This window comes from Amycolatopsis speibonae, assembly GCF_042647925.1.
GTDB classification, from domain to species: domain Bacteria; phylum Actinomycetota; class Actinomycetes; order Mycobacteriales; family Pseudonocardiaceae; genus Amycolatopsis; species Amycolatopsis speibonae.
Window position 1 is genome coordinate 284,086 of sequence record NZ_JBHRWK010000012.1, and the last position, 21,020, is coordinate 305,105.

Below are 21,020 nucleotides of genomic sequence, written 5' to 3' on the forward strand. Positions count from 1 at the left end.
AGAAGTGGAATACATCGGGTCATGATCGAGGTTGACCCGATCGCTGCGGCCGGGGATTCGGAGACTGGAGGATCCAGGGTGAGCGAGGCTGATCCCGCTGTGCGGACTTGGCGAGTACGTGGCCAGGCGAAAGCCGTCGTGCTGGTACTGCACGGCGGCGCCGAGCACAGTCATGCCCGCGTGGCGCCGTGGCGGCTGGCGTACCAGCGGATGGTGCCGCTGGCGAAGGACGTCCATCGGGCGGGCCGGGAGCACGGGGTCGAGGTGCGGCTCCTGCGCAACCGGATCTACGGCTGGAACGACGACGGCGCCGACGCGCTGGCCGACACCCGCTGGGCGCTGGAACGCGTTCGCGAAGACCACCCGGGGCTGCCGGTGGTCCTCGTCGGCCATTCGATGGGCGGGCGGGTCGCGCTGCGCGTCGCCGACGATCCGGCTGTCGTCGGGGTCTGCGCCCTGGCACCGTGGACACCACCGGGTGAACCCATCGGTGCCGTCAGCGGCCGCGCCGTGCTCATCGCGCACGGGACCAAGGACCGGATGACCGATCCGGTGGCGTCACACGCTTTCGCGGAACGCGCCGAAAAGGTGACATCGCGGTCCGCGCGGTTTGAAATCGGTGGCGAAGGGCACGCGATGCTACGAAGGTCTCGCGTCTGGAACCGTCTCGTACGGGCTTTCACACTCGAGCTGATCGAAGCCGGGGGAATTGACGAAACGCTCAGCGCGGCCTGGGATCGGCCGAGCTCCGAGCGGCTGCGGATCCCGGTCTAGACCGGGTGGGAGGGAGCACCTATGTCCACGTCGAGCGTTGATCGGACGGCAGGTCCGGCCGGCCTGCCCGCCCCTGACGAAACCCGGTGGCCCGGATTGGCCACCCCGCCGCATTCCCCGTTCCGGGCCCGGATCGCCGAACAGCTGTTCCGGCAGGCGGTGCGCCCGCTGAACGTCCGCGTGCGCATGCCCGACGGCTCGCGGCTGGGCGCCGGCGGTCCGGAGGCGCCCGAGATGCGGCTCAACCGCCCCGCCGCCTTCTTCCACCGCCTCGGCGTGGACGCGAAGATCGGGTTCGGCGAGGCCTACATGGTCGGCGACTGGACGAGTGACGCGCTCGCCGAGGTGCTGACCCCGTTCGCGGAGCGGATGGCGACGCTCATCCCGCCACTGCTGCAACGGTTCCGCCGGTTCGTCGACCGCGGCCACCCCGCGGACGAGGAGAACACCATCGAGGGGTCGCGGGCGAACATCCATCGCCACTACGACCTGTCCAACGAACTGTTCGGTGCTTTCCTGGACCCGTCGATGATGTACTCGTCGGCGTTGTTCGGGCCGGACGACGACCTCACCACCGCCCAGCACCGCAAGATCGACAGCGTCCTCGACTACGCCGGGGTCCGCGAAGGCAGCACGGTGCTCGAGATCGGCACCGGCTGGGGCGAACTCTCGATCCGCGCCGCCGCGCGCGGGGCGCGGGTCACGTCGCTGACCATTTCCGAGGAGCAGGCGGCGCTGGCGACCGAACGCATCGCGGCGGCGGGCTTCGCCGACCGCGTCGACGTCCGGCTGTGCGACTACCGGGACTCCACCGGCGAGTACGACGCCGTCGTCAGCGTCGAGATGATCGAGGCCGTCGGCGAGTCCTACTGGCCGACGTTCTTCGAGACCATCGGGAAGCGGCTGAAGCCGGGCGGCAGGCTCGGGCTCCAGGCCATCACCATGGACCACGAACGCATGCTCGCCGCGGCCCGGTCGTACACCTGGGTGCACAAGTACATCTTCCCCGGCGGGCTCATCCCGTCGACCACCTCGGTCGAACAGGGGATGCTGGCGCACACCCGGCTGCACCTGCAGGGAGTGCGCGAGTTCGGCCAGGACTACGCCCGCACGCTGCAGTTGTGGCGGGAGAAGTTCACCCAGCGGTGGGACGAGATCACCGAACTGGGCTTCGACGACGTCTTCAAACGGATGTGGGAGTTCTACCTGGCGTACTCCGAAGCTGGCTTCCGTTCGGGGTATCTCAAGCTCCACCAGTTCGGCTTCGCCGAGAACGGGCGGTGAAAGCCACCCAACCGATGCGGGGTGCCGTACGTCCTTCACCTAGGGTCTGCGGTTGACTGGGCCCTACACGCGAAATCGGGACGGGTGATTCGGCATGACGTATGGAGGCGACGACCGAGGGCGACGGATGCCGCCACAGCGGCCGCCGTCCGGCCGCCCCCGGCGGCATCAGCCCGCGCAGATGATGCCTCTGCCGGGCAGGGGGAGCAGTCCGTACGACGAGCGTACGGCGCCCATGGGGCACGGAGGTGCCGAGCGGCCCGCCGGCCCGCCTCCGCGCCGTCCTGAGCCCCCTCCCGGCCGTCCGATGGACGGTGCGCGCCCGCCGCGGCGACGCAAGCGCTGGGGCTTCGGCAAGGTGCTGCTCACGCTGCTCACCGTGTTCGTGGTGTTCCTCGGCGGTGTGTGGGTGTACCTGGAGTTCTCGATCAACCGCGTCGACGCGCTGGCCGACTACTCCGGTCGTCCCGTCGCGGCCGAGGGCACCAACTGGCTGATCGTGGGCTCCGACAGCCGGGACGGGCTGACGCCCGAAGAGCAAGAGAGGCTGGTCACCGGTTCCGGCAACGAGGCCGGCGGCAAGCGGACCGACACCATCATGGTCGCGCACGTCCCGGACAACAGCACCAAGCCGACGCTGCTGAGCTTGCCCCGCGACTCGCAGGTGGCCATCCCGGGGCACGGCAAGAACAAGATCAACTCCGCGTTCGCGATCGGGGGCCCGACTCTGCTCGCGAAGACCGTCGAAGGGGCGACCGGCCTGCGGATCGACCACTACGCCGAGATCGGGTTCGGCGGCTTCGCCAAGATCGTGGACGCGATCGGCGGGGTCACCATGTGTGTCGACAAGCCGATGGAGGACACCATGACGGGGATCAAGATCCCCGCGGGCTGTCAGGACCTCCAGGGCCCGCAGGCGCTCGGGTTCGTCCGCATGCGGCACAGCGACGCGACCCCGCGTTCGGACCTCGACCGCGTCGCCAACCAGCGGAAGTTCATCGGCGCGCTGGTCAGCGAGATCGGCAGCCCCGGCACGCTGCTGAACCCGTTCTCGTTGTTCCCGCTGCTGTCGACCGCGCCCGACGCGCTGACGATGGACACGGGCGACCACGTGCACAACCTGGTGGGGCTCGCGCTGGCGATGCGCGGGATCTCGTCGGGTGGCGTCGTCACCACGACGGTGCCGGTGACCAACGGCTCGGCGGAGAACTGGGACAAGACGAAGTCGAAGCTGCTTTTCGACGCGCTGAAGAACGACACCGAGATCCCGGACAGCGCGATCCTGTCCTGATCCGGACTCACGACCACCCGGACTGACTGATGTGACTGCTGGTGCGTGTGGGGCGATCGTAGAGTCCGTGAAGGCCTCCTTGCCTACCTTCAGGGTAGGCAAGGAGGCCTTCACCGACCGCGGGTCTGGGATCAAGCACCCAGAATCCAGCAGATACCGAAGACAACGTCGGCTCTAGCCCCTCACGAGTCTCCCCGAAAACCGGAGGCGCTCAGAGCGACGGCGAGGCACCATGGGCCGATGGAAGCGCCCGCCGAAACCCTCGCCGACGACGTCGTCGTGCTGCGCCGCTGGAAGCCGGAGCAGCTCGAAACCCTTGCCGCCGTCGCAGGAGGATCCGCTGAGCACCTCGGCGCCTGGATGATCTGGGCCACTGACGGCTACGGCCACCAGGAGGCCGCCGGCTTCCTGGAGCACACCACGAAGAACTGGGCCGAAGGCAACACCTACGACTTCGCGATCTTCGCCGAGGACGAGGTCGTCGGCGGCACGGGCATGATCGTCCATCCGGACCGGATCGAGATCGGCTACTGGCTCAGCCGCCACCACACGGGCCGCGGCCTGGTGACGCGGGCCGCCAGGTTGCTGGCGGACGAGGCTTTCCGGCTCGGTGCGCCGGAGGTCGAGATCCGGCACGACAAGAACAACGTCGCGAGCGGTGCGGTGCCCGCGCGGCTGGGGTTCACGATGACCGGCGACGAGGCCGCCGCACCGCCGCTCGCCCCGGCCTGCGCGGGCGTCAACCGGATCTGGCGGCTCAAGCGTCCTTAGTCTTGCGCTCGCGCAAGGCCGCGAGCGCCTTGTCGGCGTGCACGGTGAACTTCAGTTCGCTCTTGATCACTTCGAGCACCTTGCGGTCGGTGTCGATGACGAACGTGTGCCGCTTGGCGTGCAAAGGGCTGAATTTGCGCCAGACGCCGAACTGCTTGGCCACCACACCGTCCACATCGGACAGCAGTGGGTAGTCGAAGCCGTGTTTGGCGGAGAATTCCTGCTGTTTGGCGACGGCGTCCGGGCTGATGCCGACGCGGTGCGCGCCTGCTTCGGCGAACTCCGCGGCCAGGTCACGGAAATGGCAGCTTTCCGCGGTGCAGCCGCTGGTCATGGCGGCGGGGTAGAAGAACAGCACGACCGGGCCGGACGAGAGGAAGTCCGACAGTGTGCGTTCTTCGCCCTTGTCGTCGGGCAGGGTGAAGTCCGGGGCGATGTCACCTTGGTCCATGGACGGATCCTGCCACGTCAGTGGGCGTGCCGTTCGATGAGCTCGTCGACCTCGTCCCCGGTCGCGGAATCGGTGACGAACGAGCCGCGCGCGGCGAGCACGCCGTACCGCTTCAGCCGCTCGGCCTGTTCGTGGCTGTGGACGCCTTCCGCGCCGATGCGCAGTTTCAGTTCCTTGGCCCTGGCGACCAGCTGGCACAGGTGGCGGACGTCGGCCTCGTTCTCGCCGTCGGCCAGCGCGTCGACCACCGCGCCGGACAGGATCACGTGCCGGACCGGCAGCCGGTGCTGCGGGATCAGCTCCAGATCGGCCGAACCGGAGATGGTCAGCACCAGCTGTGCGCCCAGATCGGCCAGTACGGCGAAGGAGTCCAGCACCTCGCCGCGCGGGTCGAGCACGGATTCGCGATCGGTGCACAGCCGCAGCGCCTGCGCGGGCAAGCTGTACCGGTCGAGCTGTTCCTTGACCATCAGCACCAGATCGGGGTCGATGGCCAGCCGCTTCGGCAGCCGCACACAGACGTCCGGGGCCGCCTCGCCGAACCGGTTCCGCCAGCGCGCGGTGGCGGCGAGCGATTCCGCCAGCAGCCACCGGCCGAGCGGGATGGTCATGCCGGTGGTCTGCGCCAGCGGATAGAACTCGTCGGAGTCCAGTTCGCCCTTCTCCGGGTGGGTCCAGCGCAGCCCCGCGTTCACCGGGCCAGCTGGTCCGGGTTCGCGAGCTTCACCGTCGGCTGGTAGATCAGCGAGAACTCGCCGTTCTCCAGCGCGCCCGCGATGACCGCGCCGAGCTGGTAGCGGCCGCGGTCACGCGCGTCGAGTTCCGGGTCGAACAGCATCCACTGCGCCTTGCCCGCCTCCTTGGCGCGGTGCAGGGCGATCTCCGCTGCCCGGAGCAGATCTTCCGGTCCGCCGTCGGTGACCGGGCGGACGACGATGCCGGCGCTCGCGCTGACCCCGATGCCGTGCCCGCCGAGGTAGATCGGCTCGACCAGCTCCTCCAGGGCCTGCTCGACCAGCGCGATCACCTGGGGCGGGGTGAACTCGCCGCGCAACAGGACGGCGAACCCGTCGCCGGACAGCCTGGCGACGGAACCGTTGTGCCTGCCGGTGAACACGGACTTGAGCTTGTTCGCGACCCCGCGCAGCACCTGGTCGCCGACACCGGCGCCGAGACCGTCGTTGATCACCTTGAAGCCGTCGACGTCGAGGTAGACGAGCGCGACCTGCTCGGTGCCGGAGCCGGCCAGCGCGGTTTCCAGCGCGTTGCCGAACGCGGTGGAGTTCGGGAGGCCGGTCAGCGCGTCGTGCACGTTCTGGTGCAGCAGTCGTTCCTGCAGCAGGTGGATCTCGTTGGCGTCGGCGACCATCAGCACCGGATAGGTCGAGCCGGGCCGGTCACCGGGAAGGTCGGTGAGGGTCACGTCGACCCAGATCGTGCCTTCCTCACTGTGGTCGAGCAGCAGGCGTTCCTGCTGGGTCGGCTGGCCGAGCGCCCTGAGCTGGGACAGCCCGTTCCGCAGCCGGGCGACGTCGTGGTCGGCGGAGCCGAGTTCGGGGATGTTCCGTCCGCGCAGCGCCGACGGGCGGCAACCGAGGAGTTTGCCGAGCGCGGTGTTCGCCTCGACGATCTCGCCGTCGGAGTCGGCGAGCGCGATCCCGATGGGGGAGGCGGAATAGAGCTTGGAGAAGCGATCCCGGGCAGGCTCGTGGTCGGGTTCGGTCCGGACGGCGTCCTGGGCGACGCCGAGCAGGAACTCTTCGAGTTGCTCCTGGGGAAGCGATACTCCTTTAGTGTCAGCGAGCGTCGCGGCCCATCTCCGAGCGACGTCCACCAACCCTGGCGCGGAACCAGGTTCGGGCACACTTCACCTCTTCATGCGCGGTTTATGGCCAGCTCAGACCGGGTGTCCGAGCCCACGGACCCACATTAGGTATGAGCCGACCGGGTGTAGTGCCACGGCATCACGCGCGATCCGGGGTGTCTACCGGCTGAAAGGGTGATCACCACTACACGAGTGGTGACCGGAAGTTACCAAGAGTACTCGAAAGTGGTTGTCCGCTGACCGGGCGTCAGCGTGCCGTCAACCGGATCGGCAGGCCGTCCGCGGGAACGGGCAACGAGACGTAGTCCCAGCGCGCGGTGTAGTCCTCCGGGACCGACCATCGATAGGCCCGCAGCATCTCGTACAGCAGCGCTTTCACTTCGAACGTCCCGAAATGCAGGCCGATGCACTTGTGCGCGCCGCCGCCGAACGGCATCCACGCGTAGCGGTGCGACTTGTCCTCGCGGCGTTCCTCGCCGAAGCGGTCCGGGTCGAAACGCATCGGGTCGGTCCAGTGCTCCGGCGAGAAATGGTTGACGGTGGGCGAAACCCCGACCAGTGTCCCTTCGGGAATGAAATGCCCGAGAACCTCGGTGTCCTTCACGGTTTTCCGGGCCAGTGAAGGTACCGGGGCCACCAGGCGCAGGGATTCCTTGATCACCAGGTCCAAGGTCTTCAGGTTCTCCAGCGCCTCGATGTCCGGTACGTCGTCGCCGAGCGCGAGGGACTCCTGCCGCGCGCGTTCCTGCCACTCGGGGTTCTTGGCGAGGTGGTAGACGGCGGCTGCGCTGGTGATGGTCGACGTGTCGTGCGCCGCCATCATCAGGAAGATCATGTGGTTGACGACGTCGGCGTCGGTGAAGCGGTCGCCGTCTTCGGTGGTGGCATGGCACAAGGCGGTGAAGAGGTCGTCGCCGTCGCTCGCCCGTTTCGCGGGCAGATTCGCCGAAAAGTAGCGTTCGAGGACCTTGCGGCCGTGCAGACCCGCCGCCCAGCGGCCGCCGGGAACGGGGAAGCGCACGATGGCCGTGCCCGCGCGCACGGAGTTCACGAACGCGCGATTGACCGCGACCGCGTCGTCGCCGGAACGCATGCCCATGAACACGCGCGTCGCGACGTCGAGCGTGAGTTGCTTGAGGGACCAGTAGATCCGCGGGTTCGGGCGGTCCGCCCACGTGGCGATGCCGTCGCGCAGGGCCGGTCCCATCTGGTCGACGTAGCCGGTGAGCCGCTGCCGGGTGAACGCCGCCTGCATGATCCGGCGGTGCAGATGGTGCTCGCCGAAATCGAGCAGCATCAGGCCGCGGTCGAAGAACCGCTCGATGAAGAACTTCCAGCCCTCCTGGGAGAAGGCCTTGTCCTTGTTCACCAACGCGATCTGCGTGGCCTCCGGGCCGGAGAGGGCGACGATGCGGCGGCCGAACGCGCCCATCCATGACACCGGGCCGTAGGTTTCGTGGCGTTTGAGGCCGAACTCGACGCCGAAGCGCATGAAGTCCAGCGCGTGCCCGATGACCGGCGGGCCTTCGTCGCCGAGGACGGGTTTGAGGCCCGGCGGGGCGGGCGCGAGTTCGCGGACCGGCCAGGTCGCGCCGAGCCAGCGCTGGTCGACCGAACGCGGCAGAGGGATCGAGGTGAGCGGCGGAACCCGCTCGCGCAGTGCCCCGGTGACCTTTTCGACGGCGTTCGCCATGGTGACCATCTCCCCGTTGAGACCGGTTACCGCTCCACCATCGCACCCTTATTGACGTCCTGACAATACCTGGGGAGAAGTCCGTGAAGGCCTCCTTCCCTACTCTCAGAGTAGGGAAGGAGGCCTTCACGGAACGGTCAGCCCAGTTCGGCGCGGACCGCGTTCGCGGCCGCGACCAGGTTCCGCAGGGCGGGCTCGACCTCGGCGTAGCCGCGGGTCTTCAGACCGCAGTCCGGGTTGACCCAGATCCGCTCGGCGGGCACCGCGCCGACGGCGGTCCGCAGCAGCCCGCTGACCTCGTCGACGTCGGGGACACGCGGCGAGTGGATGTCGTACACGCCAGGCCCGACGCCTCGGCCGAAGCCCGCCGCGCCCAGGTCGGTGACGACCTCCATCTTCGACCGTGCGGCTTCGATGCTGGTGACGTCGGCGTCGAGCGCGTCGATCGCCTTGACCACCTCACCGAACTCCGAGTAGCACATGTGCGTGTGGATCTGCGTCGCGTCGTCGATCCCTGACGTCGCCAGCCGGAACGACGAAACCGCCCACGCGAAGTAGGCCTCGTGGGCCGCCGCGCGCAGGGGAAGCAACTCCCGCAGCGCCGGCTCGTCCACCTGGATGACGCGGATGCCCGCCTCCTGCAGGTCGTGCACCTCGTCGCGGATGGCCAGCGCCACCTGACGGGCGGTCTCGCCCAGCGGCTGGTCGTCGCGGACGAACGACCACGCCAGGATCGTCACCGGCCCGGTCAGCATCCCCTTGACCGGCTTCGTGGTCAGGCTCTGCGCGTAGCGCGCCCACTCGACGGTCATCGGCTCCGGGCGCGAGACGTCGCCGTACAGGATCGGCGGCCGCACGCACCGCGAGCCATAGGACTGCACCCAGCCGAAGTCGGTGGCGGCGAACCCGGCCAGCCGCTCGGCGAAGTACTGCACCATGTCGTTGCGTTCGGGCTCGCCGTGCACCAGCACGTCGAGGCCGAGGTCCTCCTGCAACCGGATGACGTGCTCGATCTCCGCCTTCATCGCGGCCTCGTAGCCCGCGTCGTCCAGCGAACCCGCCTTGTGCGCGGCCCGTGCTTTGCGGACCTCGGTGGTCTGCGGGAACGAGCCGATCGTCGTGCTCGGCAACGGCGGCAGCCCCAGTGCGTCCTGCTGCGCCACCGCGCGCCGGGCGTAAGGGGAGCGGACGGTGTCCTCCGGCCGCAACGCCTCCAGCCGGGCCCGCACTCCGGCGTCGGCCAGGTCGGCTGCCGTGGCACGGTCCGTGGCCGCGGTGCGGGCGGCGGAAAGGTCGACGCTCTCTTCGGTCAGCGCGCGGCCGAGCAGGACGACCTCGTCGACCTTCTGCTTGGCGAAGGCGAGCCAGCCCTTGAGACGCGGGTGGAGCCCATCCTCCCGCTCGACGTCGTAGGGCACGTGCAGCAGCGAGCACGATGTCGAGACGCTGACCGATTTCGCGGTGCCGAGCAGCGTCGCCGCCCGGCTGAGCGCGCGGGTCGGGTCGGTGCGCCAGACATTGCGCCCGTCCACGACCCCGGCCAGGACCTCCTTGTCGCGCAAGGCCGGCTCGGCCGCCACGGCGTCCGCAAAGGACTCATCGGTGACGAGGTCGACGGCGAGCGCGTCGATCGGGGAGCGGGCCAGCACGCCCAGACCGCGACCGAGGCCGCCGAAGTACCCGGCGACCAGGATCTTCGGCCGCGTCGTCTCCTTCGCGAGCCGGTGGTAGGCGCGGATGAGCGCGTTGAGCTCCTGCTCCGTGCGGTCCGCGGCGAAGGCGGGTTCGTCGAACTGGACCCACTCGACGCCTTCGTCATGCAGGCGCCTCAGCAGTTCGACGTAGCCGTCGAGGAGGTTGTCGAGCAGATCCAGTGGGCGAAAGCCCTCCGGGGCGCTCTCGGCCGCCTTCGCGAGCAGCAGGAACGTCACCGGGCCCACCAGCACGGGCCGCGTCTCGACGCCGATCGCGCGGGCTTCGCGGTACTCGTCGAGCGGCTTGGTGCCGGTGAGCGAGAACGTCGTGTCCGGGCCGAGTTCGGGGACGATGTAGTGGTAGTTCGTGTCGAACCACTTCGTCATCTCCATCGCCGGAGCGTCCTGCACTCCGCGCGCGGCGGCGAAGTAGGCGTCGAGTGGCGAAAGACCGAGAGTCGTGAAGCGCTCCGGCAGCGCCCCGAACAGCTCGGTGGTGTCGAGCACCTGGTCGTAATGGGAGAACGTGTTGGATGGGACAGAGTCCAGCCCGGCGTCCTTGAGCTCCCGCCAGGTCCGCGTACGCAGCGCGCGGCCGGTGTCCAGCAGTTCGGCCTCGGCTATCTTGCCCGCCCAGTAGCGTTCGAGTGAACGCTTGAGTTCCCTGTCCGGTCCGATCCGGGGATAGCCCAGCACTGTCGTGCCGATTTCGGTCACAGCTCTCTCCTCGCGAGCTTGTCGTCAGAGCCCGGAGCCGCGCACAGGAGTGACCGCCGTTCGGTCGTGCCCATCCCACGAGGCCCGGACTCACGTACGCCGTCGGCGCACGTACCACGGGCAGGTCTTCGGACTCGTGGGCGACTCGCTCGCTCCTACCGGCCGTCGCTTCCCGGGTGCCATACCCAGTGCTTTACCGTGTCTCGCACGGTGACGGCTTTCGTTCCCACATACCGCTGCGGGGCAGTCCCGGATTCACACCGGGTTCCCTGTTACCTCGACCGGCCTGGGAGGCCGGTCGAACCAGTAGCACCTTGCAGCGTACTCAGGCCCGCTAGTGGCCCGCTGGACCTGTGACGAACCGGACGGCACGCGTGATCAGAGACGGGACACGCGTGTCTGGAGACGGAACACGCCGGGCGGAAGTCCGCCCGGCGTGTTCCGTGTTCGATCACGTGAGTTCGGGGATCAGTCCCAGTCGAGGGCACCGCCGGACTGGTACTCGATGACGCGGGTCTCGAAGAAGTTCTTCTCCTTCTTGAGGTCCATCGCCTCCGACATCCACGGGAACGGGTTCTCCGTCTCGCCGAAGATCGGCTGGAGACCGATCTGCTGCGCGCGACGGTCGGTGATGAAGTGCATGTACTGCTCGATCAGTTCGGCCGACAGCCCGAGCATGCCGCGCGGCATGGTGTCGCGGGCGTAGGCGACCTCGAGCTCGCACGCGTCGGTCAGCATGCCGCGGATCTCGGCCTGGAACTCTTCGGTCCACAGGTGCGGGTTCTCGATCTTGATCTGGTTGATGCAGTCGATGCCGAAGTTCAGGTGGATCGACTCGTCGCGCAGGATGTACTGGTACTGCTCGGCGATGCCGATCATCTTGTTCCGGCGGCCGAGCGAGAGGATCTGCGCGAAGCCGGTGTAGAACCACATGCCCTCGAAGATCACGTAGAACGCGACCAGGTCACGCAGGAAGTTCTGGTCGGCCTCGGGGGTGCCGGTCTCGAAGTCCGGGTTCTCCAGGTTCTGCGTGTACTTGAGCGCCCACGCGTCCTTCTCCGAGATGGAGGGGACCTCGCGGTACATGTTGAACAGCTCGCCCTCGACCAGGCCGAGGCTCTCGCAGATGTACTGGAAGGTGTGCGTGTGCACGGCCTCCTCGAACGCCTGGCGCAGCAGGTACTGGCGGCATTCGGGGTTGGTGATCTGGCGGTACACCGCGAGCACGATGTTGTTGGCCACCAGCGATTCCGCGGTGGCGAAGAAGCCGAGGTTGCGCTTGAGCATGGTGCGCTCGTCCTCGGTGAGGCCGTCGGCCGACTTCCACAGCGCGATGTCGGCCTGCATGGCGACCTCGGTCGGCATCCAGTGGTTGTTGCAGCCGGCGAGGTACTTCTCCCACGCCCAGGTGTACTTCATCGGCAGCAGCTGGTTGACGTCGGCGCGGGCGTTGATCATCCGCTTGTCGTCGACGTTGATGCGGGCGGCGCCGACTTCGATCTCGCCGAGGCCGGTGGCGTCGGTGGAAGCGTCAAAGGTGGTCATACAGAGGCTCACTTCACGAGTGGGGTCGTGAGTGGCGATTCGGGTTCCAACCCGAATCGCCACTCACGAGGATGTCTTACTGGCAGGCTTCGCAGTCAGGGTCGTCGATCCGGCAGGCGGCGCCGTCGGTGGCGACGAAGTCGACGTCCGAGACCTGCGGGATCTCCTTCGGCTCCGGCTTGGCGGCCGGTGCCGGGGCGGTCACCGGCACGGCCGGGACCGCGGCGGCGGGCGACGGCGAAACCGCGGCGGAAGCCGCAGGGGCGGGCGAAGCGGCGGGCGCCGGAGCGGCGGACTTCGGCGAAGCTGGAGTAGCGGGGGCCGGGGTGGCCGAGACCGCGTTCAGCTTGCCGTCGGTGCCGCGCAGGGTGCTCTTCTCCACGTGCGTCGCGGACCGCGCCCGCAGGTAGTACGTGGTCTTGAGGCCCTTGTGCCAGGCGTAGCGGTACAGCTCGTCGAGCTTGCGGCCGCTGGGCGCCGCGATGTACAGGTTCAGCGACTGAGCCTGGTCGATCCACTTCTGCCGACGCGAACCGGCGTCCACCAGCCAGCGCGACTCGATCTCGAACGCGGTGGCGTACAGCGCCTTCAGGTCGTCCGGCACGCGGTCGATCTGGCCGAGGCTGCCGTCGAAGTACTTCAGGTCCGAAACCATGACCTCGTCCCACAGCCCGCGCGCCTTGAGCGAGCGGACCAGGTGCGGGTTCACCACGGTGAAGTCACCGGACATGTTCGACTTGACGAACAGGTTCTGGAACAGCGGCTCGATCGACTGCCCGACGCCCACGATGTTGGAGATCGTCGCGGTCGGCGCGATCGCCATCACGTTGGAGTTGCGCATACCGACGGTCTTGACCCGCTCGCGCAGCGGCGCCCAGTCCAAAGTGGACGAGGTGTCGACGTCGAGCGCGTCACCCTGGCGGGCGTCGATCAGCAGCTGCAGGGAGTCGATCGGCAGGATGCCCTTGCTCCACAAGGAACCTTCGAACGTCTGGTACTGGCCGCGCTCCTCCGCGAGGTCGGTCGAGGCCGAGATCGCGTAGTAGCTGATGTGCTCCATGCTGGTGTCCGCGAACTGGACGGCCGCGTCCGAGGACAGCGGCACGCCGATCTCGAACAGCGCGTCCTGGAAGCCCATCAGGCCCAGCCCGATCGGGCGGTGCCGCAGGTTGGACCGGCGCGCTTCCGGGATGGTGTAGAAGTTGATGTCGATCACGTTGTCGAGCATGCGAACCGCGGTACGAACGGTCTTCTCGAGGCGCTTCGCGTCGATGCCCTCGGGGGTCACGTGCTTGAGCAGGTTCACCGAGCCGAGGTTGCAGACCGCGACCTCGTCGGTGGTGGTGTTCAGCGTGATCTCGGTGCACAGGTTGGACGAGTGCACGACACCCACGTGCTGCTGCGGCGAACGCAGGTTGCACGGGTCCTTGAAGGTGATCCACGGGTGGCCGGTCTCGAACAGCATGGTCAGCATGCGGCGCCACAGGTCGACCGCGCGGATCTTGCGGAACACCTTCAGTTCGCCACGCTCGGCGGCGGCCTCGTACTCGCGGTAGCGCTCGGCGAACGCGTTGCCGTAGAGGTCGTGCAGGTCCGGGGTCTCGTTCGGCGAGAACAGCGTCCACTGCGCGTCGGCCTCGACGCGGCGGAGGAACTCGTCCGGCACCCAGTTCGCGGTGTTCATGTCGTGCGTACGACGACGGTCGTCACCGGTGTTCTTGCGCAGGTCGAGGAATTCCTCGATGTCGACGTGCCAGGTCTCCAGGTACGCGCACGCCGCGCCCTTGCGCTTGCCGCCCTGGTTCACCGCGACGGCGGTGTCGTTGGCGATCTTGAGGAACGGCACGACACCCTGCGACTGGCCGTTGGTGCCCTTGATGTGCGCGCCGAGGCCGCGGACCGGGGTCCAGTCGTTGCCGAGGCCGCCCGAGTACTTCGCCAGCAGCGCGTTGTTCTTGTACGCCTGGAAGATCGAGTCCAGGTCGTCGTCCACAGTGGTCAGGAAGCAGGACGACAGCTGCGGGCGCGTGGTGCCCGAGTTGAACAGCGTCGGGGTGGACGCCATGAAGTGGAACGACGAGAGCAACTCGTAGAACTCGATGGCGCGAGCCTCGCGGTCGTCCTCGCGGATCGCGAGTCCCATCGCGACGCGCATGAAGAACGCCTGCGGCAGCTCGAAGCGGACGCCGTCGTGGTGCTGGAAGTACCGGTCGTACAACGTCTGCAGGCCGAGGAAGCCGAAGTCGAGGTCACGCTCGGCGTGGATGGCCGCGGTGATCTTGTCCAGGTCGAACGTCTGGAGCTCGGCGTTGACCAGCTCCAGCTCGATGGCGCGCTTGAGGTAGTCCCGGAAGTACTGCGGGTACCGGGTGGCCATCTCGTCCTGGCTGGCCTGCTGCGGCGCGCCCGCGAGGTAGGTGAGCGCCTCGCCGCGGAGCTTGTCCGCCAGCAGCCGGGCGCTGACGTAGGAGTAGTTCGGCTCCTGCTCGACGAGCACGCGCGCGGCCATGATCTGGGCGAGGGCGAGCTCGTCGGCGCTGATGCCGTCGTAGAGGTTGCGCTTGGCCTCGGCCAGCACCGGCTCGGCCGAGACGTCGTCGAGTCCGGCGACGGCCTCGCCGACCACGTGCGAGACGCGGGCCCAGTCGAGCGGGCGGATCGAGCCGTCGGCGGACTTGACGCTGATGGCGACGTCGGACGAAGCCGGCTTCTCGGACTCGCGGGCCTTCGCGCGCTCGTCGCGGTAAAGGACGTACGCGCGGGCGACCTTGTGGTGCTCGCCGCGCATCAGCGCGAGCTCGACGATGTCCTGGATCTGCTCGATGTGCAGCGCGGTCTCGGGACCGGCGTGGCGGAGCAGGGAGGACTCGATCTGCTCGGTCAGCTCCTTGACCAGGTGGTGGATCCGCGACGAAGCGGCCGCGTCACCGCCCTCGACGGCGAGGAAGGCCTTGGTCACGGCGACCGAGATCTTGTTCGCGTCGAAGGGGGACACGCTGCCGTCCCGCCGGATGACTCGCACGGTCGCGGGCGTGGTGTCCGAAGACGAAGGTGGCCGCTGACCGGTTTCCACTGACATGCGTGTCTCCAATGGGCGCGTTGAAGCACCGCAAGGCCTGACAAGGCCGTGCGCTGCAGGTTCACCAAGCTGTCCGACAACCGCTCCCGAGCGGTCTCCCCGTCGCTGGGCGGTGCCGGTTCTCAGAGACTACATGTAGGGGTCGGAGGCTGCACGTGCCCCAATGGGTGGCGTGTCGTGGTCTCACCCTGGCGGGTTAGACGATCACGCTGTGCGGCTGGTCAGCCGCCGAAAACGATCGTGAAATCGCGCAGGCAGGCGCTCAGGACAGGCCGCTGACCGGCCAGGAAACCGAACGGTCCGTGCTCGTTGATCCGCCAATCCGCGGCCGCCGGACGCGGCCGCGCCTTCGCCAGGACGGGGCTTCTTTTGAGACGGCCGTCCAGCATCTGGACGACGTCGAAGGCGGCGGGCATCCGCACCGGGAGGCTCGGCCGGGCGGTGAAGGCGGCCGTCGCGATCCAGTCCTCCTGGGTGGCCGCCGAGGCGGTGAAGGTCCGTCCTTGGGTGAAGTCGAGCGTGGCGAGGTCCTTGGGGATGCCCCACAGCGCGCGGCCGCCCGCGAGCGAGACCTCGCTGTCGACCCAGATGTCGGTGATGGAGCTGGAGACGCGTTTGCCGCGGACCGCGACCGTCGCCAGCAGCTCGTGATACCGCAACTGTCCGGGCTCCTGGTAGTCGATCCAGGCGGTGAACACCTGCGCGCGGCCACCCAGCGCGATCGGCTCGACGCCTTCGGGCAGCTCGGGCAGTTCGCTCACCGGGACACGCCAGACCGACAGGTACGCCTGGCCCGCCAGGTTCCACGGCTCCGGGGGATAGGCGGTCACTCGGTCCGCCACGGCAGGTAGGCGGGCTGGTCGGTGTCGACGCGCATGGAGAACTCCGGTGGTCGTTTCTGCAGGAAGGACATGACTCCTTCGACGGCGTCCGGGCTGGCGCCCAGGCCGCCGATCAGCCGCGAGTCCAGTTCGTGCACGGGGAACGGCGACGCGGCGCTCGCCATCCGGTACAGCAGCTGGCGGGTCACCGCGACCGAAACCGGCGACGTGGTCTTGGCGATCTCGAGCGCCAGTTCGCGGGCCTTGCCGAGCACCTCGTCGGGCTCGTGAACACTGTGGACCAGTCCGGCGTTCTTCGCTTCCTCGACGCCGAAGACGCGGCCGCTGATCATCCAGTCGAGTGCCGTGCCCATCCCGACGAGCCGGGGGAGGAACCACGCGGACGCGCCTTCGGGGTAGATGCCCCGGCGGACGAACACGAAGCCGAACCGGGAGTCGGTGGACGCCAGTCGGTAGTCGCACGACAGCGTGATCGTGACGCCGCCGCCGACGGCCGCGCCCCGCAGGGCCGCGATCACCGGCTTGTTCATCGTGAAGATCCGCTTGGAGCAGCGTCCCGCCGGCTCCTGCCAGGCCGCGTCCGGGCCGGTCTCCGGGGCGAAGTCGAATCCGCCCTGCGAGAGGTCGGCGCCCACCGAGAAGTCCTTGCCGTTGCCGGTCAGGATCACCACGCGGACGTCCTCGTCGCGGTCGGCCCTGTCCATCGCGTCGCCGAGTTCGTCGGCCATGCGGATGGTGTAGCCGTTGCGGGCCTCGGGCCGGTTGAGCGTGACCGTCGCGATGCGGTCGGCGACCTCGTAGGTGATTTCGGCGTACGCGCTCATGACGTGAAAGTAAGGCTATGTTGACAAGGTGTCAATAAGGCGTCACTCGACGTCGTCCAGGTGATCCGCGTAGTACTCGACCGCCCGCCGGTACCGCTGGACACCGGTGTCCGAGCTGGTCGCCGAGAGCACCTTCAGTAGCGTTCCCGCTGCTTCGCGCGCCTCGCCGACGTTGTAGAGGGCCATCGCGAGGAATGTCTTCAGCGCCGCGTCGTCCGGGAACTCGTCGAGGCCGCGACGCAAGGTCTTCAGCGATTCGTCGTACCGGCCCAGGACGCGATACGTGCTGCCCAGCCCGACGAACACGCCGTGCCTGTCCTCTGTGGACAGACCTTCGCCGATGAGCGCCTGTTCGTAGAACGGGGCGGCTTCGGCTTCCAGTCCGGCGGCGTCGTGCGCCCAGGCTGTCTGGTAGGCGATGACGGCGTCCTTCGGGTGCTGTCCGGCCAGCTCGATCAGCCGCAGGCGGGCTTCGTCGGTGCCCTGCTCTCGCAACCGGATGGCTTCCGCGCTCACGCGGCACCTTCGAACGGGGGATAGGTCTTCGCGCCTGTCCGCTCCGCCGCGTCGATGTAACCGGCGAGCGCGTCGCGGGACCGCGCGATCTTGGCCAGCTGCTCGTCGAGTCGCCCGAGCCGTTCGCGCATCGCGGCCAGCAGTTCGGGGCAGCCGATCAGCTCCGGCTCCTCGCCGATCGCGCAGGGCAGCAGGTACGCGATGTCCTCGGACGACAGGCCCGCGGCGAGCAGATGCCGGATCTGCTTCACCCGCAGCAGGGCCGTCTCGTCGTACTCGCGGTAGCCGTTCGAGCCGCGCTCGGCCTCCAGGAGACCTTGGGCCTCGTAGTAGCGCAGCTGATGGGCGTTGACGCCCGTCCGATGACTCAGTTCCCCGATTTTCATCGCTTCCCCACTTGACCTTCATACCGGTATCAACGTTGACGATGCTGCCATGGACAACGAAACCACCGCACCTGTGACAGTTCTCGGCCTGGGCCTGATGGGCACCGCGCTCGCCCGCGCGTTCCTGAAGGCCGGGCATCCCACGACCGTATGGAACCGGACGGCCGCCAAGGCCGCCCCCCTGGTGGCCGAGGGGGCGCGGCTCGCGCCCACGATCGGCGACGCGCTCGCGGCGGGCGGCGTGACGATCGTGTGCCTCACCGACTACTCGGCCGTGTACGACCTGCTCGACGCCGACCTGGACGGCGCGACGCTGGTCAACCTGACCTCGGGCGACTCCGCGCAGGCACGGGAAGCCGCCGAGTGGGCCGGAAAACGGGGCGCCCGCTACCTGGACGGCGCGATCATGGCCATCCCGTCGTCGATCGGGACCGACGAGGCGGTGATCCTGCTCAGCGGTCCGCGTCCGGACTTCGACCTCGGCGCGCTCGGCACCGTCAGCCATCTCGGCGAGGACCCGGGGCTCGCGTCGCTGTACGACGTCGCCGGGTTGGCGATGATGTGGAGCGTCCTGAACGCGTGGCTCCAGGGCACCGCGATGCTCAAGACGGCCGGTGTCGACGCCGCGACCTACGCGACGTTCGCGCAGCAGATCGCCGTCGGGGTGGCCGGCTGGCTGCCCGGGTACGCGGAGCAGGTCGACAAGGGCTCGTTCCCCGCGGAGGTGTCGGCGTTGGAGACGGACGCGCGGGCGATGGCGCACATGGTCGAGGAGAGTGAGGCGCTGGGCGTGAACGCCGAACTGCCGAGGCTGATCAAGGCGATGGCCGACCGTGCGATCGAGGCCGGGCACGGTGGGGAGCAGTACCCGGTGCTGATCCGGGAGTTCGAGTGGGCGGGGGAGCTCGTCAGTGGCGAGGCAGGTAGTTCGTCGCGGCCATGACGCCGAAGACCAGAAGGGCCGTCACCAGCACGATCATCGCGATCAGGACGAGCAGCACCGCGAGGCCGCCGAACCCGTCCCGTTTGCGCATCCTTCAAGGTAGCAAGGCTGCCGTGGCCGTGTACGGAACTTGTGCGCGGTCCCGGCAGGGTCGGGGACCATGACGACACCCTTGCCCTCACGGCAGGCCGCGAGACGGTCCGTGGTCGCGCTGCTGCTCGCGTTCGCGGGTTCGCTGCTCGCGGGGCCGGCGCAGTCCGCCGAGGCGGCGCCCGCGCCGGGGATCCGTGCCAGTTACGCCAACCCTGTCCGCGAGGCCGACGGGCACGTCGACGCGCAGGCGACCGTGGACCGGCTCCGGGCGATGAACGCGGACACGTACGCGTTCCTGGTCAACAAGTCCACCGACTGGGGTGATCTGGAGCAGGAGTTCCTGCCCGCCGCGCAGGCGAGCGGCCTCGCGGTCTGGGTCTACCTGGTTCCGCCGACCGAATGCCCCGGCGGGACTTCGTGTGCGGAATACCTGCCCTACAAGAAGGACTACGTCGCCTGGGGGCAGGCGATCGCCCGGCTCTCGGTGCGCTATCCGGTCCTGAAGGCTTGGGCGATGGACGACTTCAACGCCAACACGTCCACCTTCACCAAGGACTACACCGCCAGGATGCGCACCGCCGCCCGGGCGATCCAGCCGGGTCTGGACTTCTATCCCGTGGTGTACGCCAACGCGGTGACGCAGTCCTTTGTGGACACCTACGCCACGAGTATCGACAGTCTCATCCTGCCCTTCCGCGACGACCCGTACCGCGACACACTCTGGACCGGGAGTCTCCGCCCGCAGCTGGACCAGATCGTCGCGCGGCTCGCCACCAAGAGCCGCAAGGCCATCCTGATGGTGTACGCCTCGACCCTGTCGCGCACCACGATCACCCCGGACGTCGAGTACGTCCGCACGGCGACCGCGGTCGGCTTGGAGTACACGAAGGCGGGGAAGCTCGACGGCGTCATCCAGTACGCACTGCCGTTGACGGCGGGACGCGCGCAGTCCGGTGACGAACGTGTCGGGCACACCGGGAACAGCGCGCTGGTGTTCACCGTGCACCCGGACAACGCCACGACGGTGGGGGACTACGCGGCCGCGAGTACGACGATCCGCCTCGACGCGGGGTCGACGTCGTGCCGGATGGTCGTGTGGCACACCGACGACCGGCCTGCCACGAGCCCGCTCGGGTACCACGCGAAACAGGCGATCGTCGGCGGCGCGCAGGTGTGGGAGCGCGACGTGGCGAGTGAGGGGAGCGACTGGTACACCTCCTCGCCGATCGACCTCACCCCGCGCCTGAGCGGCGGATCGGCGACGCTCACCCTGCGCCTGTACGAGAAGAAGGCCGTCACCAACTACTCGGTCACCGCGCGGATGGACGACATCAGCCTGACCGGCTGCCACGTCACGAACCCCGGCTTCGAGGCCGACGGTGGCTGGACGTACAGCCGGAAGGGCGGCGACGTCCTGGCCGGGCGCCACACCTACGACCCGGTGTACTCGACCTCGGTCCATGCCGCGGTCGGTGCCCTGTACGGGGGCTGACGGAGGGGCGTCGGTACAGGTGGTCGTGAGTGGCGATTCGGGTTCTAATCCGAGTCGCCACTCGCGACCAGTTCGGCCGAGTCGGTGCTTCGCGTGATTGGGCGGGCGACACGTGTGCTCAGACGGGCGATACGCGTGATTGGACGGGCGACACGCCGCGCGGCTGGGTCTCACCGCGAGTGGCCCACCCAGTCACGTGTGTGGCCCGTCCAATCACGCGTGTCGTCCGTCTGTGGGTATCTAAGACACTGTTGGCTCTGACCGTCCTTACCACTCACGACCCCAATGCGGGGCTGGCCATTTCGCGACCTACTCGACCGAACGGCCACCGGCGCTACTGAGGGAAGGTGTGAAGGTCGAGTTTCCTCGGCTGAGCCGAGGGAAGGGGCCTTCACGCGCAGCCGCGTGGTTGCTGGTGCGTTTGGGGCGGGCGTGGCGATCGACTGACGGCCACGTCGCGACTGGACCGGTGACGCGGGACTGTGTGGATTTCTGGTCATCCAACGATGCTGTTGGTTTATTCGGGGTGGTGGCGTCTACGCTGGTCAGGGTCTTGTGATGATCGCGGATCTGTGGAGTGTGGCTGCTGATGTCGTTGAAGCCGGTGCCGTTTGGTGAAGTCCCGGCGTTGACTGCGCGGGTGGCTCGCGCGGCGTTCCCGAAGGGGACGTTGTGCATGCGGATCCGTGATGCTGTGGGCCGGTGTTCAGCGATGAGCAGTTCGCTGAACTGTTCTCCAGTCGTGGCCGTGCGGGGTGGTCGCCGGCGAGGTTGGCGTGGGTGCTGGTGCTGCAGTTCGT

At 68.3% G+C, this 21,020-nt stretch carries 16 protein-coding genes, 2 pseudogenes and 1 riboswitch; of the genes and pseudogenes, 7 read left to right on the forward strand and 11 right to left on the reverse strand.

The annotated features are described in order from the left end of the window. Nucleotides 1-78 precede the first annotated feature (78 nt). The 4 genes from ACFOSH_RS07160 (at nucleotide 79) to ACFOSH_RS07175 (ending at nucleotide 4,120) form a co-directional block, all read left to right on the forward strand. Nucleotides 79-774: an alpha/beta hydrolase gene (locus ACFOSH_RS07160; RefSeq protein ID WP_378237882.1), complete on the forward strand. Its 696-nt coding sequence runs from the start codon at nucleotides 79-81 to the stop codon at nucleotides 772-774. A 21-nt stretch (nucleotides 775-795) separates the two neighbouring features. Further along, nucleotides 796-2,058 (forward strand): class I SAM-dependent methyltransferase, encoded by a 1,263-nt coding sequence (locus ACFOSH_RS07165; RefSeq protein WP_378237883.1) that lies wholly within the window; start codon nucleotides 796-798, stop codon nucleotides 2,056-2,058. Between the two features lie 127 nt (nucleotides 2,059-2,185). Then, the gene (locus tag ACFOSH_RS07170) at nucleotides 2,186-3,349 is read left to right on the forward strand and encodes an LCP family protein (protein WP_378237884.1); all 1,164 of its coding nucleotides are present in this window, start codon (nucleotides 2,186-2,188) and stop codon (nucleotides 3,347-3,349) included. A gap of 240 nt (nucleotides 3,350-3,589) precedes the next feature. Continuing rightward, nucleotides 3,590-4,120 carry a GNAT family N-acetyltransferase gene (locus tag ACFOSH_RS07175; protein WP_378237885.1) on the forward strand — a complete coding sequence of 177 codons (531 nt, stop codon included), beginning with the start codon at nucleotides 3,590-3,592 and terminating at the stop codon, nucleotides 4,118-4,120. On the opposite strand, the gene ACFOSH_RS07180 is transcribed toward ACFOSH_RS07175, so the two are convergent. The 10 genes and pseudogenes from ACFOSH_RS07180 to ACFOSH_RS07225 all read right to left on the reverse strand — a co-directional run bounded on the left by ACFOSH_RS07180 (nucleotide 4,107) and on the right by ACFOSH_RS07225 (nucleotide 17,692). Continuing rightward, entirely contained in the window at nucleotides 4,107-4,571 is a 465-nt protein-coding gene (locus ACFOSH_RS07180) for a peroxiredoxin (RefSeq protein ID WP_378237886.1), read from the reverse strand. The two genes, ACFOSH_RS07175 and ACFOSH_RS07180, sit on opposite strands and share 14 nt — an antisense overlap. Nucleotides 4,572-4,588: 17 nt before the next feature. Then, nucleotides 4,589-6,405, reverse strand: a pseudogene (locus tag ACFOSH_RS07185) (putative bifunctional diguanylate cyclase/phosphodiesterase). 238 nt (nucleotides 6,406-6,643) lie between these two features. Beyond that, nucleotides 6,644-8,089 (reverse strand): cytochrome P450, encoded by a 1,446-nt coding sequence (locus ACFOSH_RS07190; RefSeq protein ID WP_378237887.1) that lies wholly within the window; start codon nucleotides 8,087-8,089, stop codon nucleotides 6,644-6,646. Between the two features lie 137 nt (nucleotides 8,090-8,226). Further along, entirely contained in the window at nucleotides 8,227-10,500 is a 2,274-nt protein-coding gene (gene metE / locus ACFOSH_RS07195; RefSeq protein WP_378237888.1) for a 5-methyltetrahydropteroyltriglutamate--homocysteine S-methyltransferase, read from the reverse strand. A gap of 102 nt (nucleotides 10,501-10,602) precedes the next feature. Then, a riboswitch (cobalamin riboswitch) is annotated at nucleotides 10,603-10,823 on the reverse strand. 145 nt (nucleotides 10,824-10,968) lie between these two features. Continuing rightward, nucleotides 10,969-12,045 carry a ribonucleotide-diphosphate reductase subunit beta gene (locus ACFOSH_RS07200; protein WP_449224176.1) on the reverse strand — a complete coding sequence of 359 codons (1,077 nt, stop codon included), beginning with the start codon at nucleotides 12,043-12,045 and terminating at the stop codon, nucleotides 10,969-10,971. 76 nt (nucleotides 12,046-12,121) lie between these two features. Further along, nucleotides 12,122-15,124: a ribonucleoside-diphosphate reductase subunit alpha gene (locus tag ACFOSH_RS07205; RefSeq protein WP_378237889.1), complete on the reverse strand. Its 3,003-nt coding sequence runs from the start codon at nucleotides 15,122-15,124 to the stop codon at nucleotides 12,122-12,124. Between the two features lie 221 nt (nucleotides 15,125-15,345). Next, nucleotides 15,346-15,954, reverse strand: a complete 609-nt coding sequence (locus tag ACFOSH_RS07210) for an acetoacetate decarboxylase family protein (protein WP_378237890.1) — start codon at nucleotides 15,952-15,954, stop codon at nucleotides 15,346-15,348. Next, nucleotides 15,951-16,790 carry an enoyl-CoA hydratase-related protein gene (locus tag ACFOSH_RS07215; RefSeq protein ID WP_378237891.1) on the reverse strand — a complete coding sequence of 280 codons (840 nt, stop codon included), beginning with the start codon at nucleotides 16,788-16,790 and terminating at the stop codon, nucleotides 15,951-15,953. The genes ACFOSH_RS07210 and ACFOSH_RS07215 overlap by 4 nt, the downstream gene beginning before the upstream one ends. A gap of 42 nt (nucleotides 16,791-16,832) precedes the next feature. After that, the gene (locus ACFOSH_RS07220; protein WP_378237892.1) at nucleotides 16,833-17,306 is read right to left on the reverse strand and encodes a tetratricopeptide repeat protein; all 474 of its coding nucleotides are present in this window, start codon (nucleotides 17,304-17,306) and stop codon (nucleotides 16,833-16,835) included. Continuing rightward, the gene (locus tag ACFOSH_RS07225; protein WP_378237893.1) at nucleotides 17,303-17,692 is read right to left on the reverse strand and encodes a MerR family transcriptional regulator; all 390 of its coding nucleotides are present in this window, start codon (nucleotides 17,690-17,692) and stop codon (nucleotides 17,303-17,305) included. The genes ACFOSH_RS07220 and ACFOSH_RS07225 overlap by 4 nt, the downstream gene beginning before the upstream one ends. Before the next feature lie 49 nt (nucleotides 17,693-17,741). Between ACFOSH_RS07225 and ACFOSH_RS07230 the strand changes: the two genes are divergently transcribed. Further along, nucleotides 17,742-18,635 carry an NAD(P)-dependent oxidoreductase gene (locus ACFOSH_RS07230; protein WP_378237894.1) on the forward strand — a complete coding sequence of 298 codons (894 nt, stop codon included), beginning with the start codon at nucleotides 17,742-17,744 and terminating at the stop codon, nucleotides 18,633-18,635. On the opposite strand, the gene ACFOSH_RS07235 is transcribed toward ACFOSH_RS07230, so the two are convergent. Then, the gene (locus ACFOSH_RS07235) at nucleotides 18,601-18,726 is read right to left on the reverse strand and encodes a hypothetical protein (protein WP_378237895.1); all 126 of its coding nucleotides are present in this window, start codon (nucleotides 18,724-18,726) and stop codon (nucleotides 18,601-18,603) included. The genes ACFOSH_RS07230 and ACFOSH_RS07235 overlap by 35 nt on opposite strands. 69 nt (nucleotides 18,727-18,795) lie before the next feature. On the opposite strand from ACFOSH_RS07235, the gene ACFOSH_RS07240 reads away from it, so the two are divergent. Both ACFOSH_RS07240 and ACFOSH_RS07245 read left to right on the forward strand, forming a co-directional pair. Further along, nucleotides 18,796-20,220, forward strand: coding sequence for a hypothetical protein (locus ACFOSH_RS07240; protein ID WP_378237896.1), 1,425 nt, complete (start codon nucleotides 18,796-18,798; stop codon nucleotides 20,218-20,220). A 589-nt stretch (nucleotides 20,221-20,809) separates the two neighbouring features. Next, a pseudogene (locus tag ACFOSH_RS07245) lies at nucleotides 20,810-21,020 on the forward strand (IS5/IS1182 family transposase); the annotation flags it as partial.